The organism is Streptomyces sp. NPDC018031 (assembly GCF_044327625.1).
GTDB lineage: Bacteria > Actinomycetota > Actinomycetes > Streptomycetales > Streptomycetaceae > Streptomyces.
The window spans coordinates 44,377-60,833 of sequence record NZ_JBIRFT010000011.1; the positions used below are offsets into that span (position 1 = coordinate 44,377).

Below are 16,457 nucleotides of genomic sequence, written 5' to 3' on the forward strand. Positions count from 1 at the left end.
CGGGGGGGGGGCGGGGGGGGGGGGGGGGGGGGGGGGGGGGGGCGGGGGGGCGCCCCCCCCCCCCCCCCCCCGGGGGGGGGGGCCGGCCCCCCGCCCCCCCCCCCGCCCCGGTATTCCGGAAGAATTGCCCGAACGCCGCGGGAGATGCCGGTGTAGGCGCTTCTCCCGCGGCGGGGGCCGATGTGCGGACCGCCGGGCCGGGGGCAGGGGCCCGGTGGTGCCGCGGTCGCCCGGGGGCGGGCGTGCTCCGGTGCCGTCTGACGCCCCGTCGCTTTCCGGGCGCGGGTCGGCGGGCCCGGAAGCGACTGCGGTCCGGTGAGCCGGGGCCCGCTCGCCGGGGCAGGCCCGCCGGCGTGCCGGCCGGGCGGATGGCCCGGGCCGGCGCCGGCGTGTTCCCGGGCGCTTCCGGCCGCGGGGTCCGGCTCGCGCGCCGGCCGTCCGCGGTACGGCCCGTGCGGCTTCCCGCTGTCCGGCTCCCGCGCGAGTACCCCGCGCTTCCGCTCGTGAACCGGCAGCCCGCGGCGGGACGGCACCCCTCACGTGATCAGGAGCCCCTGGCGTGACCACTGGAGAAACATTTCTGCTTCTCCGGCACACGTGCCCCACGCACCCCTCTTGACGGGTCACGGACACCACGGGTTTGATCAGTGTTCGTCGGCCGAGCCTTTCACCGAGGAGGTTCCGTGTCCGTCCTCGACGATGACCTCGTCCCTGTTGAACGTGCGCTTGCTTCACACCCCGAGTTCAGCGATGCCGCGACGATCACCCTGAAGGCATCCGAGTTCTACCGGTTCGCGGTCGACCTGCTCAGCGAGCGGTCGGCGACCGTGGCCGCGCTCGCCGCGGGCATCCGCGACGGCGACGGGCAGATCCCGCTGGCCGTCACCGAGGACCCACTGGTCCGGGTGACGCTCGACGAAGCGGTCTCCCGGCTGGAACAGGGGTTCCTCGACGAGTCCGCGTGGGCCGAGGTCGTGACCATGCTCAGACTGGTCACCGACGCGCTGGAGACCCACGGGGCCACCGCCGCGCCCACCGGTGCCGGCATCTCGGGCGGCCGCGGGGTGCGGGTGGCCCCCGGCCGGGACGCCTGGCTGTGCGGGACGGGCCGGGGCAGCACCGACGCCCTGGACCGCACCTTCCTCGGCACCTTCGAACGCGACTTCCTGCGGGGTGTCCCCGGCGACCTCCTGGAGCCCACGGCCGAGCACGCCCGCCGGCTCGACGACGGCTTCGCCGCGCTGTGCGCGCTCCTGCCGGAACTGGGGGAGAGCGTCGGAGCCCACTACGTCGGGGTGGGCGTGGTGGACGTCCGCACCGAGGGCGAGACCTTCCTCGCGGGCAACGTCGGCCGCATCCCCGCGGTGGTGTTCTTCTCCCCGAACCGGATCTCCCGCCCCTGGCGGCTCGCCGAGACCGCCCTCCACGAGGGCCTGCACCTGAAGCTCTTCGACATCCAGCGCTCGGCGAGCATCTTCACCGCGCCCGAACGGCTGGCGGACGGGCCCAAGGTCAAGGTGCCGTGGCTGAAGTGGGCCTCCATGGTGGCGCCCAACGAGTGGGCGCTGGACCGCGCGCTGGGCGCCTTCCACGTCTACGCCCACCTCGTGCTGTTCCGGGCGGCCCTGCGTACCCGCCTCACCCCCGAACTCAGGGAGCGCTTCGGGGACCCGGAGGCCGACGACCCGCCGTCGCTGTACCGCTTCGGCACCGAGCGGGCCCACTACCTCGGTTCGGAGATCCTCGCCCGCGGCGGGGACGAACTCACCGCCCACGGCAGGGAGTTCGTGTCCTGGCTGCTGGACACGGTCGACGCGGTGAAGGAGCCCGCAGGTGTCTGAGATCCGGTACTCCAAGACCCCCGAGCTGCGGACCCGGCCCGTCGAGGCGGCCGGCGCCCTGATCGTGTTCACCCCGCGGCAGCCCAAGGTGCACTGGCTGAACCTGGCCGGCTGGTACCTGTACGAGCTGAGCGACGACGCCGGTGCGGAGCAGATCGCGGCCGAGTACGCCGACGCGGTCGCCGGGCAGGTGCCGCGGCAGGAGGCGCTGGAGCAGGCGCGCGGCTGCCTCGCCGACCTGGTCGAGCGCGGCATCCTCACCACGACCGCGGGCTGACCACCGCGCGTGCCACGGCGCGCGCTGTCCCCGGCCGGCACCGCCCGGCCCGATTCCCGGCACCCCGCCGCTCCGGGCGGCGGCGCGCCCCGGCGCGGCCGCGTGCCCCCATGAGTCCCGGCGCGCGCCCGTCCCCCTCCAGGTTTCCTCCGGCCGGCCGGCCGGAGGGTGGATCTGCCCCGCAGAAGGAGGTGAATCCGATGACCGAGCAGCTGAAGAAGAGGCTTGCCAAGGCGGAGAACGTCACCCCGCCGAAGGTGGCCGCCCCCTCCCGGGACCAGCGTCTGTGGCCCCCGTGGTACATGCAGAAGCACTGAGCGATCGGTGTGCCGGTCCGCCGCGCGACGGGCCGGCACACCCCTGCCAGGGAAGGCAACCATGCGACAGGTCCCCGTGCTGGTGGTCGGCGGCTCGCTCACCGGACTGTCGGCGGCCTTGTTCCTCGGCATGCACGGCGTGCCCGCGCGCGTCGTCGAGCGCCGCCCGGACGTGCTCGCCCACCCCCGGCTGCGCGGGCTGATGCCCCGGGCCGTGGAGCTGTACCGGCAGGCCGGGGTGGAGGGCGCGATCACCGCCGTGTGTCCGCCCGGCGGTCCGGCCGGGCGACTGGTCTCCGTGCACGCGCGCACCCTCGCCGACGCGCACGAACTGCTCGGCGAACCCGGGGTCGACACCGGCCCGGTGGCCGACCCGCCGTCGCCGTGCGACTTCGTGCCCATCGGCCAGCACGAGCTGGAGACGGTGCTCGCCGAGCGCGTCCGCGCCGCCGGCACCGAACTGAGCTTCGGGACCGAACTGACCTCGCTGGACCAGGACCCGGACGGCGTCACCGCGCGGCTGCGCGGGCCCGACGGAGCCGAGGAGGCGGTCCGGGCCCGCTACGTGATCGCCGCGGACGGGGCGTCCAGCGGGATCCGACGCCGTCTGGGCATCGGCACGGACGGCCCCGGCACGCTCTTCCGCATGGCCACCATGCACCTGCGTGCCGACCTGGCCCCCGCGCTGCGCGGGCGGCCCGTCGGGATGGCCTACCTCGACCGCCCGGCACCGGGAACCACCCTGGGACCGCTGGACTCGACCGGCAGGCACTGGTTCTTCGCCACCTCCGTCCCGCCCGGGAGCGCCCCGCCGGACCCGGCCCGTTGGGTCAGGGAGGCGACCGGGCTGCCCGGTCTCGAGGTGGAGCTGCTGGAGCAGATCCCCGGTGCCGAACGGGTCTTCACCTTTCCCGTCGGGGCGCGGGTCGCCGAACGCTACACCGCCGGCCGGGTGTTCCTCGCCGGGGACGCCGCCCATCTGATGCCGCCGACGGGCACCCTGGGCGGGCTCACCGGCATCGAGGACGCGCACAACCTGGCGTGGAAGCTCGCCCTGGTGCTGTCCGGCGGTGCCGGTCCCGGACTGCTGTCGACCTACGAGAGCGAACGGCGTCCGGTGGCCGAGCGCAACATGCGCCAGGCGTACGCCCGCGGCCGGACCCGCTGGCGGCTGCCCGGTCCCGGCACCGACGAGGCGATCCTGCCCAGCGACACCCTGATGTACGGCACCCGCTACCGGTCCCCGGCGGTCCACGGGGCGCGGGCCGGCGACCCGCCGACGGCCCCGGTGCCGGCCGGCGGCGCCCCCGGCACCCGTGCGCCCCATCTGTTCGTGTCGAGGGACGCGGACGCGGCGGTCTCCACGCTCGACCTGTACGGGACGGACCTGGTGGTGCTGGTCGGCCCGGACGGCGACGGGTGGGCCGACGCCGCCCTGCGTACCGCGCGGCTGCTGTCGGTACCGGTGGAGGTCTACCACCTGGACGCGGAGCTGGCCGCCCCCCATGGCATCGGTGCCCGGGGCGCCCTGCTGGTGCGCCCCGACGGCTACGTGGCCTGGCGCGCCGAAGCCGGATCAGCCGCCGCGGAACGGGACTTCGAGCGGATGCTGCGGGCCGTCCTCGCCCGCTGAACGGGTGGTCCTCGCCCGCTGACCGGGGGGTCGTCGGCGCGCCGGGCGTCCGGCGCGCCGGGGCCGTGGGCGCGGCCCGGACCGGGCGCGATCGGTGATTCCGTGGCGCGAAAAGCGCTCTTGCGTCCAACACCACCCGCGGCATATGACAATACGGTATTCGGAGTCCGGCGTCCGGGCGGGAAGCGTGAAGGCGATCGAATCCGCCTGTGAAGTCATCCGCGGTAAATACGCTCGAATGACTTCGCCACGGTGACTGGTTTCGGTCCGACTTGATGATGAGTAGGGTGTGGCATGCCTCCGAGGGGGGAACCGGGGAAGACTTCTCGCCGCACGCGCGGACATGGCCAGATGTCTGCGTGTGCCGTTGACACGACCGGCAGGAGAGTATGACCACTCACTCGTTCGAGGGCCAGTACGTGTGGCATCCCGCGGCCGACGACCGCGGGCTCGCGCGTGCCTGTGTGGATGTGCGGGCGGGGCGCTACTGGAGTGCGCAGGAGGTCCTCGAGGAAGCCCGCGGTGATTTCGGCCTGCGGGCCCACCGGTCGCTGGTCCTGGCCTCGGAGGCGGCGGAATCGGACCTGGCGGAACAGTGGTCGGCGGAGGAACCCGGCGCGGAGTCGGCACTGCTGTGGGCGCGTGTGGCGGTGCTCCGGGCGTTACGCGCGGCGGACGCTGCGGACCCGCGGGCCAGGCCCCTGGCGCGGATGGCGCTGTCGGCCTGCGAGCGGGCGGCGGACCTGATGCCGCGGGACCCCACCCCCTGGGTGGCCCGGCTGGCCCTGGCCCGCATCCTGCGGCCCCTCGACCCCGCACCGCAGGGACTGCTCACCGCGCCCCCGGGCCCCTGGCTGCTGTTCGCCCACATCCTGCGGCTGGACCCGCTGAACCGGGAGGCGTACCACCGCTTCCTCTCCTTCTTCTTCACCCGGCACGGCGGCTCGGCGAACGCGTCATGGGACGTCGCCGCCTTCCTCGGCAACCGGGCCCCGGCCACCTCGGCACTCCGGCTGCTGCCCCTGGTGGCGCTGGTCGAGTACCACGACCCCTCCTCGCTGCTGGCGGACCGCACCTGGGAGCAGCCCCAGTGGAGAACCACCGCCCTGAGCATCTACCACCACTGGTTCCCCCGGGTGGACGAGTACCGGTTCACCCCGGTGCTGGACCTGGCCTACCTGGCACACGCGCTGTTCATGGCGGAGTACGGGGACGAGGCGCGCTCGGTGCTCACCGCGATGGGCCCGTACGCCTCCCGCATGCCCTGGAGCACGTTCGGCGACCCGCGGGAGCAGCTGTCCCGGGCCAGGCGGCTGTGCGGTCTGCCGGTGCCCGGCGGCTCCTGACCCACCGGGACCGGCGACGGAGCGGCGCGTCGCGGTCCGGCGCCGCGTCCACCGGTCGGCCGCCGGCGTGACCGGCGGCCGGTGCCGGCCCGGCCCTCCGCCGCACCGCCCCTGTGAAACGAGCCCCTGAGAAAGGTGTGATCGTGCGCGATTCCGAACTCGCCACGCCTGTCAGACATCGCCGTGATCCGGCGTCCGTGGCTTTGGACGACGATGCGACGCTGCATGCCATGGGCTATCCGCGGAAACTCACCCGCCGTTTCCGTGCGTTCGACAATTTCGCGATCTCCTTCACGATCATCAATATTATCTCCGGTATTTTCTCCTCGTTCGGATTCGGTATGAACGCCGGCGGGCCGAGGATTCTCGTCTTCGGCTGGATCGGCGTTTCGGTCATGGTGCTGTTCGTGGGCGCGGCGATGGCCGAGATCGCCTCCGCCTATCCGACCAGCGGTGCGCTGTACTTCTCGGCCGGCAAGCTGGCCAAGCGCCACCGCGGGGCCTGGTCCTGGTACACCGGCTGGCTCAACTTCGCCGGCCAGGTGGGCGGCACGGCGGCCACCGGATACGCCGCCGCCACCTTCATCCAGGCGTTCCTCGCCCTCCAGTGGCCCTCCTACCAGGTGACGGAGCAGCGCACGGTCCTCATCACCGGCGTCATCCTGCTGGTGCAGGCGCTCGCCAACACCTACACCGTGCACCTGGTCGCGGTGGTGAACCGGATCTCGGTGTGGTGGCTGCTGATCGGCATGGTGGTGATCGTCGCGGTGCTGACGGTCAAGCCGGAACACCACCAGCCGGCGTCCTTCGTGACCCATTTCGCCAACAACACCGGCTTTTCCAACGCCTTGTACGCCGCCCTGCTCGGTCTGCTCGTCACCAGCTGGACGTTCACCGGATTCGACGGCAGCTTCCACATGTCCGAGGAGACGGTGCGCGCGACGGTCAACGCTCCCCGGGGCATCATGCGGGCCATCGCCTGTTCGGCGGTCGCCGGGCTCATCCTCATGCTCGCCCTGGTGTACGCCATCCGGGACTACGCGAAGGAGGCGGGTGCCGCGGCGCCGCCGGTCCAGGTGCTCATCGACGCGCTCGGCACGGGGACGGCCAAGCTGCTGCTGCTCATCGTCATCGGCGCCATGCTCTTCTGCGGACTGGCCAACATGACCAGCAACACCCGGCAGATCTTCGCGTTCTCCCGCGACGGGGCGATGCCCGGCTCCCGCTGGTGGCACTCGGTCTCCCCGCGCACCCGCACCCCGGTGAAGGCCGTCTGGCTGGCCGCCGCCTGCTCGCTGGCGCTGGTGGTGCCCGGCTGGTGGTCGCACACCGTCTTCACCGCGGTGGTGAGCATCAACGTGGTCGGGCTCTTCCTCTCCTACGGGGTGCCCATCTTCCTGCGGCTGCGGCTGGACGACTTCCGGCCCGGCCCGTGGAACCTGGGCCGCTACGGGAAGCCGGTCGCCGCGATCGCGGTGACCTGGATCGCCCTCAGCAGCGTGCTCTTCATGCTCCCGCAGGTCTCACCGATCACGCCGACCTCCTTCAACTACGCGCCCATCGCGCTGACCATCGTCCTGCTGGTCGCCACCGTGTGGTGGTTCGCCTCGGCGCGCCGCCGGTTCCGGGGCCCGGTCAGCTACGGTCGGCCCGACGAGGTCGCCGCCATGGACCTGATCTGACGACCACCACCGCACCCCGCCCGGCCCTCCACAGCCCGTCTCCACCCACCGGCCGGCCGCCCGCGGCGGCCGGACCGATCCCTCCCACCGGAAAGGACACCGAGAAGGTATGAACGCCTTCGACGACGCCTCGAAGCTCTCCACCGGGGAGACTCCGCCGATCCTGGCCACGACCGAGCCGCCCCGCACCGCGGCCGGCGTCCCCGCGGCGGGCACCTCCCCCGAGGCCGGCGCGCCCGGGGCGGCCGGGCTCACCGTCGCCCCCGCGACGCGGGAGGAGTGGCACCTGGTGGCCGAGTGGGCCGCCGAGGAGGGATGGAACCCCGGCCGCGGGGACGTGGACTGCTTCCACCCCACCGACCCGGCCGGGTTCTTCCTCGGCCGGCTGGGCGGCCGGCCCGTCTCGGCGGTCTCGGTCGTCACCTACTCGGCGGAGTACGCCTTCCTGGGGTACTACCTGGTCCACCCCGACCACCGCCGCCGCGGGCTGGGACTGGCCACCTGGCAGGCGGCCGTCCCGCACGCGGGGACCAGGACCATCGGGCTGGACGCGGTCCCCGAGCAGGAAGCCACCTACTGGCGCTCCGGGTTCGTCCCCGCGTACCGGACCGTCCGCTGCGTGGGGCGGCCCGGCCGGGTCACGGCCGGCCGGGCGACGCCGGCGGTGCCGGTGACCCCGGCCCACCTCGACGCGATCGCCGCCTATGACCAGGGGTGCTTCCCCGCCGAGCGGCGGGCCTTCGTCGCCCGCTGGCTGACGGCCGCCGGCCGGGTGGCCCGGGTCTGCGTGCGCGACGGGCGCGTCACCGGCTACGGGGCGATCCGGCCCGCCCGCACCGGGTGGCGTGTCGGTCCGGTCTTCGCCGACTCCGCCGCCGACGCCGAGGCGCTCTTCGACGGGCTCACCGCCGGCCTCGGTCCCGACGAGGAGGTCTGCGTGGACGTTCCCGAACCCGAGAGCGCCGCGCTGGCGCTCGTCGAGGCCCGCGGCCTGACACCCGACTCGCACACGGTGCGGATGTACGCCGGCGCCGCCCCCGGGATCCCGGCCGCCGGACGGACGTACGGCGTGACCAGCCTGGAGCTGGGGTAGCCGGCGCGCCGCGGCTGCCGGGGCGGTCGGCCGCCCCGGTTCGCCGGGCCCGCGGACGGCGGCGCGGGCCCGCGCGCCCGCGTCCCGCCGGCCCCGCCGGCCGGCGGCTGACGTACCGTAAAGTGGTCCGACCCCACGCGGTCCCGTGGGCCCGGCGCGGGCCGTCCGGGCGCGCGCCCGCAGCCGGCCCGGCCGCCGAAGCCGGCACGTCCCTCCCGGGAGGATCCGGTGCGCGTAGCACTGTTCGTCACCTGTGTGAACGACACGCTCTACCCGCGCACCGGCCGCGCCGTCGTGACGCTGCTGCGCCGCCTCGGCGTGGAGGTCGACTTCCCCGTCGCGCAGACGTGCTGCGGGCAGCCCCAGTTCAACACCGGGTACCGGCACCTGGCGGAACCCCTGATGAGCCGTTACGGCCGCGCCTTCGCCGGCTACGACCACATCGTCACCCCGTCCGGCTCGTGCGCCGCCATGGTGCGCGACAACTACCCCAGGATCGGCCGGAAGGCACAGGCCGAGGGGCGCGGCCGACGGCTCGCGGACCTGGCCGCCGAGGTCGTCCCCCGCACCCACGAGCTGACCGAGTTCCTGGTGGACGTGCTGGGGGTGACCGACGTCGGGGCGTACTTCCCGCACACCGTCACCTACCACCCCACCTGCCACGGCCTGCGCATGCTCGGGCTCGGGGACCGGCCGCGGCGGCTCCTGGCCGAGGTCCGCGGCCTGGACCTGGTACCGCTGCCCGGAGCCGAGGAGTGCTGCGGGTTCGGCGGCACCTTCGCGGTCAAGAACGCCGCCGTCTCCTCCGCCATGGGGGACGACAAGGCCCGTCACATCGCGGCGACCGGCGCGAGCGTGGTCTGCGCGGTCGACAACTCCTGCCTGATGCACATCGGCGGCACCCTCGGCCGGCAGCGGGCCGCCGCCCGCCCGGTCCACCTCGCCGAGATCCTCGCGGCGACCGAGGACGACCCGTACGGAGACCTGTGATGAGCGGCACCTACCTGGGCATGCCCGCCTTCCCGCGGGCCGCGGAGGCGGCCACCCGGCAGGCCACCCTGCGCCGGAACCTCAGCCACGCCACGCGGACCATCCGCGCCAAACGCGACCGCGCCGTGGCGGAACTCGACGACTGGGACCGGCTGCGAGCGGCCGGCGCGGCGATCAAGGAACGCACGCTGCGGCACCTCGACGGCTACCTGGAGCAGCTGGAGGAGCGGGTGACCGCCGCCGGGGGCCGGGTGCACTGGGCCGTGGACGCCGCCGAAGCGCAGCGGATCGTCATCGACCTGGTGCGCGCCACCGGCGAGCACGAGGTCATCAAGGTCAAGTCGATGGCCACCCAGGAGATCGGCCTCAACACGGCGCTGGAGCAGGCCGGTATCGCCGCCTACGAGACCGACCTCGCGGAACTCATCGTGCAGCTCGGTGACGACCTGCCCAGCCACATCCTGGTCCCGGCCATCCACCGCAACCGGGCCGAGATCCGCGACATCTTCGCGGCACGGATGGGAGCCTGGGGGCGCCCGGCACCCGACGGGCTCGGCGACGACCCGGCGGAGCTCGCCGAGGCGGCACGCCGGCACCTGCGGGAGAAGTTCCTGCGCGCCAAGGTGGCGGTCTCCGGCGCCAACTTCATGGTCGCGGAGACCGGAACGCTGGTCGTGGTGGAGTCCGAGGGCAACGGGCGGATGTGCCTCACCCTGCCCGACACCCTCATCTCGGTGGTGGGCATCGAGAAGGTGGTGCCCACCTGGCAGGACCTGGAGGTCTTCCTCCAGCTGCTGCCCCGCTCCTCCACCGCGGAGCGGATGAACCCGTACACCTCCACCTGGACCGGTACCACGGACGGCGACGGACCGCGCGACTTCCACCTGGTGCTCGTGGACAACGGCCGCACCGACACCCTCGCCGACACCGTCGGCCGCCAGGCCCTGCGCTGCATCCGCTGCTCGGCCTGCCTGAACGTCTGCCCGGTCTACGAGCGGGCCGGCGGCCACGCCTACGGGTCGGCCTATCCCGGCCCCATCGGCGCCATCCTCACCCCGCAGCTGCGCGGCACCCGCACCCCGCTGGACGCCTCGCTGCCGTTCGCCTCCTCGCTCTGCGGGGCCTGCTTCGACGTCTGCCCGGTGGCGATCGACATCCCGGAGGTCCTGGTCCATCTGCGCGAACGCGTCGTGCAGGGCGGCCCGGTGACGGTACGCGGCACCCGCACCACCATCAGGCCGGCCGCGGGACACGCCGCGGAGCGCGCCGCGATGCGGGCCGCGGGCTGGGTGCTGGACCACCCCGCCGTACTCCGCTCCGGCCAGCGGATGGCCGCGCGCACCCGCCGGCTGCACCCCCGGCGCCTGCCGGGCCCGGGCGCCGCCTGGACCGCCACCCGCGACCTGCCCGCCGTCCCCGCCGAATCGTTCCGGGACTGGTGGCGGCGGAACCGGCGGGAGGGGACGGGCCGATGAGCGCACGGGAGCAGATCCTGGGCCGGATCCGCCGGGCGCTGGCCGACGTGCCCGCGGCCGAGCGCCCCGCGGACGTGCCCGTCGCGCGGGACTACCACCGGGTCCACGGCGACCCCGCGCCGGAGCGGGCCGCCCGGCTCCTCGCGGAGAACCTCGCTGACTACCGGGCGGTGGTGCACCGCGTCACCACGGCCGAGGTCCCCGCGCGCATCGCGGCCTCGCTGACCGCCCGCGGGAGCCGGCGCCTGGTGGTGCCCCTGGGACTGCCGGCGGAATGGCTGTCCGCGACCGGCCCCGACGTGGCACGGGTACCGGATTCCCCGGAGCTCGGCCACCACGACCTCGACACCGTCGACACCGTGGTCACCGGCTGCGCGGTCGCCGTCGCGGAGACCGGCACCATCGTGCTGGACGCCGCGCCGGACCAGGGGCGCCGCCGCATCACCCTCGTCCCGGACCACCACATCTGCGTGGTGCGGGTCCCGGAGCAGGTGGTCTCCTCGGTCTCGCAGGCTCTGCGGCGACTGGACCCGGCCCGCCCGCTCACCTGGATCTCGGGGCCCTCGGCGACCAGCGACATCGAGCTGCGGCGGGTGGAGGGCGTGCACGGGCCCCGTCTGCTGGAGGTGCTGCTGGCCGAGGAGGCGGACCGCCCCGGCGGGGCGTGATCAGGCCCCCCGGTACCGCCGGAGGGCACCGAGCACCATCCGGAACAGCTCCTCGCCGAGATCCTTGCCCGCCTCCGCGAAGAGCCGCGGGTACAGGCCGGGGAAGGTGTTCTCGTCCACCACCACCGGCACCCCCTGGTGGAGGATCATGTCGAAGCCGACGACCGGCGCGTCCAGGGCGCGCTGCGCCCGCCGGGCCTGCGCCAGGTGGGCGGGGGAGACCTCGGCGAGGTCCACGTGGCCGCCGACGCCGTCGGCGTCGAACACCTTCCACGCCCCGTGCGGTCCCAGGGCCACCCGGGCGCTCGCCCGCTTCCGGTAGCCGTACATCAGCTCCCCGTTGATCAGCACGGCGCTCACCCAGTCGGCCGGGTCGTTGGGGTAGAAGCGCTCCAGCAGGAACGCCTGCCGCACCGCGCACGGCGAGGTACGGCCGAGGAACCCGATCGCGTCGCGCGCCCCGGCGAAGTCCTCGACCAGCAGCACCCCCTGCCCGAAGGACCCCCAGCGCGGCTTGAGCACAGCCCGCCCCCAGGCGTCGAGCAGCGCCTCGACGAGATCGAGGTTCCGGTGGTCCACCAGCACCGTCTCCGGCACCCGCACGCCCGCCCGGCCGAGCGTCTGGTGGGCCCAGAACTTGTCCAGCCCCTGCTCGAACCGCCACGGGTCGGGGACGACGAGCACCTCCGTGCCGAGGGTCTTCAGCACCTCCAGGTGGTATCCGCCCAGGGCCCGTTCCATCTCGGCGTACCAGACGTAGACGTCCAGGTCGCTGGCGCAGCGGTCGCCGCAGCGGACCCGGCCGTCCAGGATGAAGGAGCGGCGCAGGTCCAGGTCGTGGACGACGTCCGCCTCGTCCGCCAGCCCGTCCAGGCGCCGGCGCAGCGTCGCGTGCGCGTCCGGTGGGATCTTGCCCAGGTCGAGCGAGGCCGCCGGGCGAGCGGGCTGCGTCCCGTCGGGACTCGGCGGCATGAACACCCCGACCGCCGGCTTGACCGCCACAGCCCGCTCACCTCCTCGTGTACGCCGCCGGCCGGCTCCCGGCGGCGCGGCCCGTCGTGGCAGCCCGTCAGCGGCCGCTGAGCCCGCCCAGGTTGAGGCCGGTCCGGTCCAGCAGGTTCCGCAGCCCGATGCCGTCGAGGAGGCTCCCGTTACCGTCGCCGGTGCGCTGGACGGACTGGGTGCGCCCGCCGGACCCGGTGGGGGTGTCGGCCGCGGACGTGCCCGCGGCGCCGAGCAGGACGGCGGCGGTCACCGTGGCCAGGGCCAGGGCTGATCTCATACGCATGGGTTCTCCCTCTCGCTGCGATGACGCTTCGAACGACGGCAACAGGGATAACCCCCGGGCGCGCCCCGCAAGCGGGGCTTCGGCCCCCTGGGCTAGGCGCGTCACCCGCAGGGACGAGGACGGCGAGGCCGCCACCGGGTACCGGCTCCGGGGCGCCGCTCTCCGCCGCCTGGCGGCCCGGGTCCGGCCGGCGGGCGGGCGGCGCGCCCGGGCGGGCGGCGGGTGTCCATCTGATGGGCACCGGTCCAACTCGCGGGCGCAGCACGGCCGTACGGCACCGATACTGAGCTCCACGCACGAGAGAACTGGTGACAGCTGTGATCGTTGAGTACGTCCGTTATCGCATCGCGGAGGAGGCCCGCCGGGGCGAGTTCGAACGCGCCTACGCCGTGGCCGCCGAACAACTGGAGCTCGCCCCGCAGTGCCTGGGGTATGAACTCACGCACGGGGTGGAGGAGCCGGACCGCTACATCCTGCGGATCGAGTGGACCTCGGTGGAGGACCACGAGCAGGGCTTCCGCAAGGGACCGCAGTTCCCGCCGTTCCTGGCCGCCGTCCGTCCCTACGTCGGGGACATCGAGGAGATGAAGCACTACCGCCGGACGGCCGTCCGGTCCGGGGCGGACCGCGGGGGAGAGGCGCACCATGACTGAGCCCGGCGAGACCTTCGTGGACGCCGTCGGCGGGATCGAGGCACTGCGCCGGCTGAGCAACACCTTCTACGAGAGCGTCCTGGCCGACCCGCTGCTGGCCCCGGTCTTCGCCGACTTCAGCCGCACCCACATCGAGCACGTCGCGGTCTGGCTGGGCGAGGTCTTCGGCGGCGACCCCCGCTACACCGCCGAACTCGGCGGCCATCAGGCCCTGCTCCGTTCCCACCTCGGTCTCGCCATCACGGAGGAGCAGCGGCTGCGCTGGATGGAGCTGATGACGGCGGCCGTGGAGCAGGAGCTGCCGGACGACGACCGGCTGCGGCGGCGCGTGGTCGAGTACTTCGACTGGGGCACCAGGATCGCCCGCGACGTCTCGGCGGACCCGGCCGGTACCGATCTCGGTGAACCCGGACCCACCCCGCGCTGGGGGTGGGACGGGCTCGTCTGAGCCGGGAGCCCCCGCGGCCCCGGGTGCCCCGCGCATCTCGTACGCGGGGCACCCGGGGCCGTGGCCGCCTCCGGTCCGCCGCCCGGCCGGACGCCCGGCCGGGCGGGAATGTCAGTGTGACCGGCTATCCTGCGGACGTAACTGAGTACGCTGTATGCAGAATGCACTCCGCAGGGGGAGAAGCACATGAACAGCACGTCCACCGCCGCCGACGACGCGCGGGAACCCGCGGACCGGGCCGGGCACCGGCCGTCCGCCGCCGACCGGCACACCGTGATCCAGGTCCGCGGTGCCCGGGAGAACAACCTGGCCGACGTGTCGCTGGACCTGCCCAAGCGCCGGCTCACCGTCTTCACCGGGGTGTCCGGATCCGGTAAGTCCTCGCTGGTGTTCGGGACCATCGCGGCGGAGTCCCAGCGGCTGATCAACGAGACGTACACGGCGTTCATCCAGTCGTTCATGCCGAGCCTGGGCCGGCCGGACGTGGACGCCCTGCACAACCTGAGCGCCGCGATCGTGGTCGACCAGGAGCGGATGGGGGCCAACTCCCGCTCCACCGTGGGCACCGCGACCGACGCGTACACCATGCTGCGGATCGTCTTCAGCCGGCTGGGCACCCCGCACATCGGCACCTCCAGCGCCTTCTCCTTCAACAGCGCCGAGGGCATGTGCCCCCGCTGCGAGGGACTCGGACAGGTGTCGAAGATCGACACGGACCAGCTGGTGGACCGCGAACTCTCCCTCCGCGAAGGGGCGATCACCGTCCCCAACTTCGCCGTGGACTCCTGGTACTGGCAGGTGATGGCGGACTCGGGTTTCTACGACCCGGACAAGAAGCTGAAGGACTTCACCGAGCAGGAGTGGGAGGACTTCCTCCACAAGCCCGCCACCAAGGTGAAGAGCGGGAAGCTCAACACCACCTACGAAGGGCTCGTCACCAAGGTCCAGCGGCTGTTCCTCGCCAAGGACCCGGAGTCGATGCAGCCCCACATCCGGGCCTTCGTCGACCGCGCGGTGGTCTTCGCCGACTGCCCCGACTGCGGCGGGACCCGGCTGAGCGCCGCGGCGCTCTCCTCCACCATCGACGGCGTCAACATCGCCCAGTGCTCGGCCATGCAGATCAGTGACCTGGCCGAGTTCACCCGCACCCTGGACGATCCGTCGGTGGCGCCGCTGCTCGCCAACCTCCGCCATCTGCTGGACTCCCTGGTCGAGATCGGCCTCGGCTACCTGAGCCTGGACCGCACCTCGTCCTCGCTCTCCGGCGGCGAGGCCCAGCGGGTGAAGATGGTGCGGCACCTCGGCTCCAGCCTCACCGACGTCACCTATGTCTTCGACGAGCCCACCGTCGGCCTGCACCCGCACGACATCCAGCGGATGAACGACCTGCTGCTGCGGTTGCGGGACAAGGGCAACACGGTGCTCGTCGTCGAGCACAAGCCCGAGGTCATCGCGATCGCCGACCACGTCGTCGACCTCGGCCCGGGGGCCGGCACCGACGGCGGACGGATCTGCTACTCCGGTGACGTGGCCGGACTGCGCGCCTCGGGAACCCTGACCGGACGGCACCTGGAGCACCGGGCGCGGCTGCGGGACGCGGTCCGCACCCCGGTGGGGCAGCTGTCCGTGACCGGTGCGACCCGGCACAACCTGCGCGACGTCGCCGTGGACATCCCGCTCGGCGTGCTCACCGTCGTCACCGGGGTGGCCGGCTCCGGCAAGAGCTCGCTCATCCACGGGTACGTCGCGGACCGCGAAGGGGTGGTGGTGGCCGACCAGTCGCCGATCCGCGGCTCCCGCCGCTCCAACCCCGCCACGTACACCGGGCTGCTGAACCCGATACGCACCGCCTTCGCCAAGGCCAACGGCGTCAAGCCGGCCCTGTTCAGCGCCAACTCCGAAGGGGCCTGCCCGAACTGCAACGGCCTCGGCCTGGTCTACACCGACCTGGCGATGATGGCCGGGGTGGCGTCCGTGTGCGAGAAGTGCGAGGGCAAGCGGTTCACCGCCGAGGTGCTCACCTACACGCTGCGCGGCAAGAACATCAGCGAGGTGCTGGCCATGCCGGTGGCGGAGGCGCACACCTTCTTCCCCTCCGGCCAGGCGCACGCCATCCTCGGCCGGCTCACCGACGTGGGGCTGGGCTACCTGAGGCTCGGCCAGCCGCTGAACACCCTCTCCGGAGGCGAGCGGCAGCGACTGAAGCTCGCCATCCACATGGCCGAGAAGGCCGCCGTCTACGTCCTGGACGAGCCCACCACCGGGCTGCACATGGCGGACGTGGACCAGCTGCTCGGCCTGCTCGACCGGCTCGTCGACGACGGCAACACGGTGATCGTCATCGAGCATCACCAGGCCGTGATGGCGCACGCCGACTGGATAGTCGACCTCGGCCCCGGCGCCGGGCACGACGGCGGCCGGATCGTCTTCACCGGCACCCCCGCGGAACTGGTCGCGGACGGCGGGACCCTCACCGCCCGGCACCTGCGGGAGTACGTGGGCGCCGGCGCCTGACGCGACCGCGGCCCGCTCCTCCCCGGCCCCGCGGCCGAGGCCGCCCCCGCGTCCCGTCCCCCGGTCGCCCGCCCGCCGGCCCACCGGGGCGGGCCGGGCGCGGCCGGGGCGGCGCGTCCCGTTCCGGGCCGCACGGGCACCCGGGCCGGGAGGGGGAGCGGGCCGCACGGGCGCGGGGGAGGGGCCGGCAGGGGAGCGGGCCGGGCGGCGCCGGGGCGGTCCCGGCGCCCGT

General features: G+C 73.8%; 14 protein-coding genes. 12 read left to right on the top strand and 2 right to left on the bottom strand.

Going from position 1 to position 16,457, the window contains the following annotated elements; translation table 11 throughout:
* The first annotated feature begins 683 nt into the window (after positions 1 to 683).
* From ACH4B3_RS22990 to ACH4B3_RS23030, 9 genes are all read left to right on the top strand, one after another.
* A complete protein-coding gene (locus tag ACH4B3_RS22990) occupies positions 684 to 1,841 on the top strand; it encodes an aKG-HExxH-type peptide beta-hydroxylase (RefSeq protein WP_398465476.1) in 1,158 nt (385 codons plus the stop codon).
* A complete protein-coding gene (locus ACH4B3_RS22995; RefSeq protein WP_398465478.1) occupies positions 1,834 to 2,118 on the top strand; it encodes a hypothetical protein in 285 nt (94 codons plus the stop codon). Before ACH4B3_RS22990 ends, ACH4B3_RS22995 begins: the two co-directional genes overlap by 8 nt.
* 378 nt (positions 2,119 to 2,496) lie before the next feature.
* Positions 2,497 to 4,068 (top strand): FAD-dependent monooxygenase, encoded by a 1,572-nt coding sequence (locus ACH4B3_RS23000; protein ID WP_398465480.1) that lies wholly within the window; start codon positions 2,497 to 2,499, stop codon positions 4,066 to 4,068.
* Positions 4,069 to 4,457: 389 nt separating this feature from the next.
* Complete coding sequence (locus ACH4B3_RS23005; protein ID WP_398465482.1) at positions 4,458 to 5,414, top strand: hypothetical protein; 957 nt, start codon at positions 4,458 to 4,460, stop codon at positions 5,412 to 5,414.
* Between the two features lie 230 nt (positions 5,415 to 5,644).
* Positions 5,645 to 7,096 (top strand): amino acid permease, encoded by a 1,452-nt coding sequence (locus tag ACH4B3_RS23010; RefSeq protein WP_398465776.1) that lies wholly within the window; start codon positions 5,645 to 5,647, stop codon positions 7,094 to 7,096.
* Positions 7,097 to 7,205: 109 nt separating this feature from the next.
* Positions 7,206 to 8,189: a GNAT family N-acetyltransferase gene (locus ACH4B3_RS23015; RefSeq protein WP_398465484.1), complete on the top strand. Its 984-nt coding sequence runs from the start codon at positions 7,206 to 7,208 to the stop codon at positions 8,187 to 8,189.
* 228 nt (positions 8,190 to 8,417) lie between these two features.
* Positions 8,418 to 9,179, top strand: coding sequence for a (Fe-S)-binding protein (locus ACH4B3_RS23020; RefSeq protein WP_398465486.1), 762 nt, complete (start codon positions 8,418 to 8,420; stop codon positions 9,177 to 9,179).
* On the top strand, positions 9,179 to 10,654 hold the full coding sequence (locus tag ACH4B3_RS23025) for a lactate utilization protein B (protein ID WP_398465487.1): 1,476 nt from the start codon (positions 9,179 to 9,181) through the stop codon (positions 10,652 to 10,654). Before ACH4B3_RS23020 ends, ACH4B3_RS23025 begins: the two co-directional genes overlap by 1 nt.
* A complete protein-coding gene (locus tag ACH4B3_RS23030) occupies positions 10,651 to 11,322 on the top strand; it encodes a lactate utilization protein C (protein WP_398465489.1) in 672 nt (223 codons plus the stop codon). Before ACH4B3_RS23025 ends, ACH4B3_RS23030 begins: the two co-directional genes overlap by 4 nt.
* On the opposite strand, the gene ACH4B3_RS23035 is transcribed toward ACH4B3_RS23030, so the two are convergent.
* Positions 11,323 to 12,324, bottom strand: a complete 1,002-nt coding sequence (locus ACH4B3_RS23035) for a RimK family alpha-L-glutamate ligase (RefSeq protein ID WP_398465491.1) — start codon at positions 12,322 to 12,324, stop codon at positions 11,323 to 11,325.
* Positions 12,325 to 12,391: 67 nt separating this feature from the next.
* On the bottom strand, positions 12,392 to 12,610 hold the full coding sequence (locus ACH4B3_RS23040) for a hypothetical protein (RefSeq protein WP_398465493.1): 219 nt from the start codon (positions 12,608 to 12,610) through the stop codon (positions 12,392 to 12,394).
* Between the two features lie 308 nt (positions 12,611 to 12,918).
* Between ACH4B3_RS23040 and ACH4B3_RS23045 the strand changes: the two genes are divergently transcribed.
* The 3 genes from ACH4B3_RS23045 to ACH4B3_RS23055 all read left to right on the top strand — a co-directional run bounded on the left by ACH4B3_RS23045 (position 12,919) and on the right by ACH4B3_RS23055 (position 16,225).
* A complete protein-coding gene (locus tag ACH4B3_RS23045) occupies positions 12,919 to 13,263 on the top strand; it encodes a putative quinol monooxygenase (RefSeq protein WP_398465494.1) in 345 nt (114 codons plus the stop codon).
* On the top strand, positions 13,256 to 13,711 hold the full coding sequence (locus ACH4B3_RS23050; RefSeq protein ID WP_398465496.1) for a group II truncated hemoglobin: 456 nt from the start codon (positions 13,256 to 13,258) through the stop codon (positions 13,709 to 13,711). Before ACH4B3_RS23045 ends, ACH4B3_RS23050 begins: the two co-directional genes overlap by 8 nt.
* Before the next feature lie 273 nt (positions 13,712 to 13,984).
* Complete coding sequence (locus ACH4B3_RS23055) at positions 13,985 to 16,225, top strand: ATP-binding cassette domain-containing protein (RefSeq protein WP_398465778.1); 2,241 nt, start codon at positions 13,985 to 13,987, stop codon at positions 16,223 to 16,225.
* Positions 16,226 to 16,457: the final 232 nt, after the last annotated feature.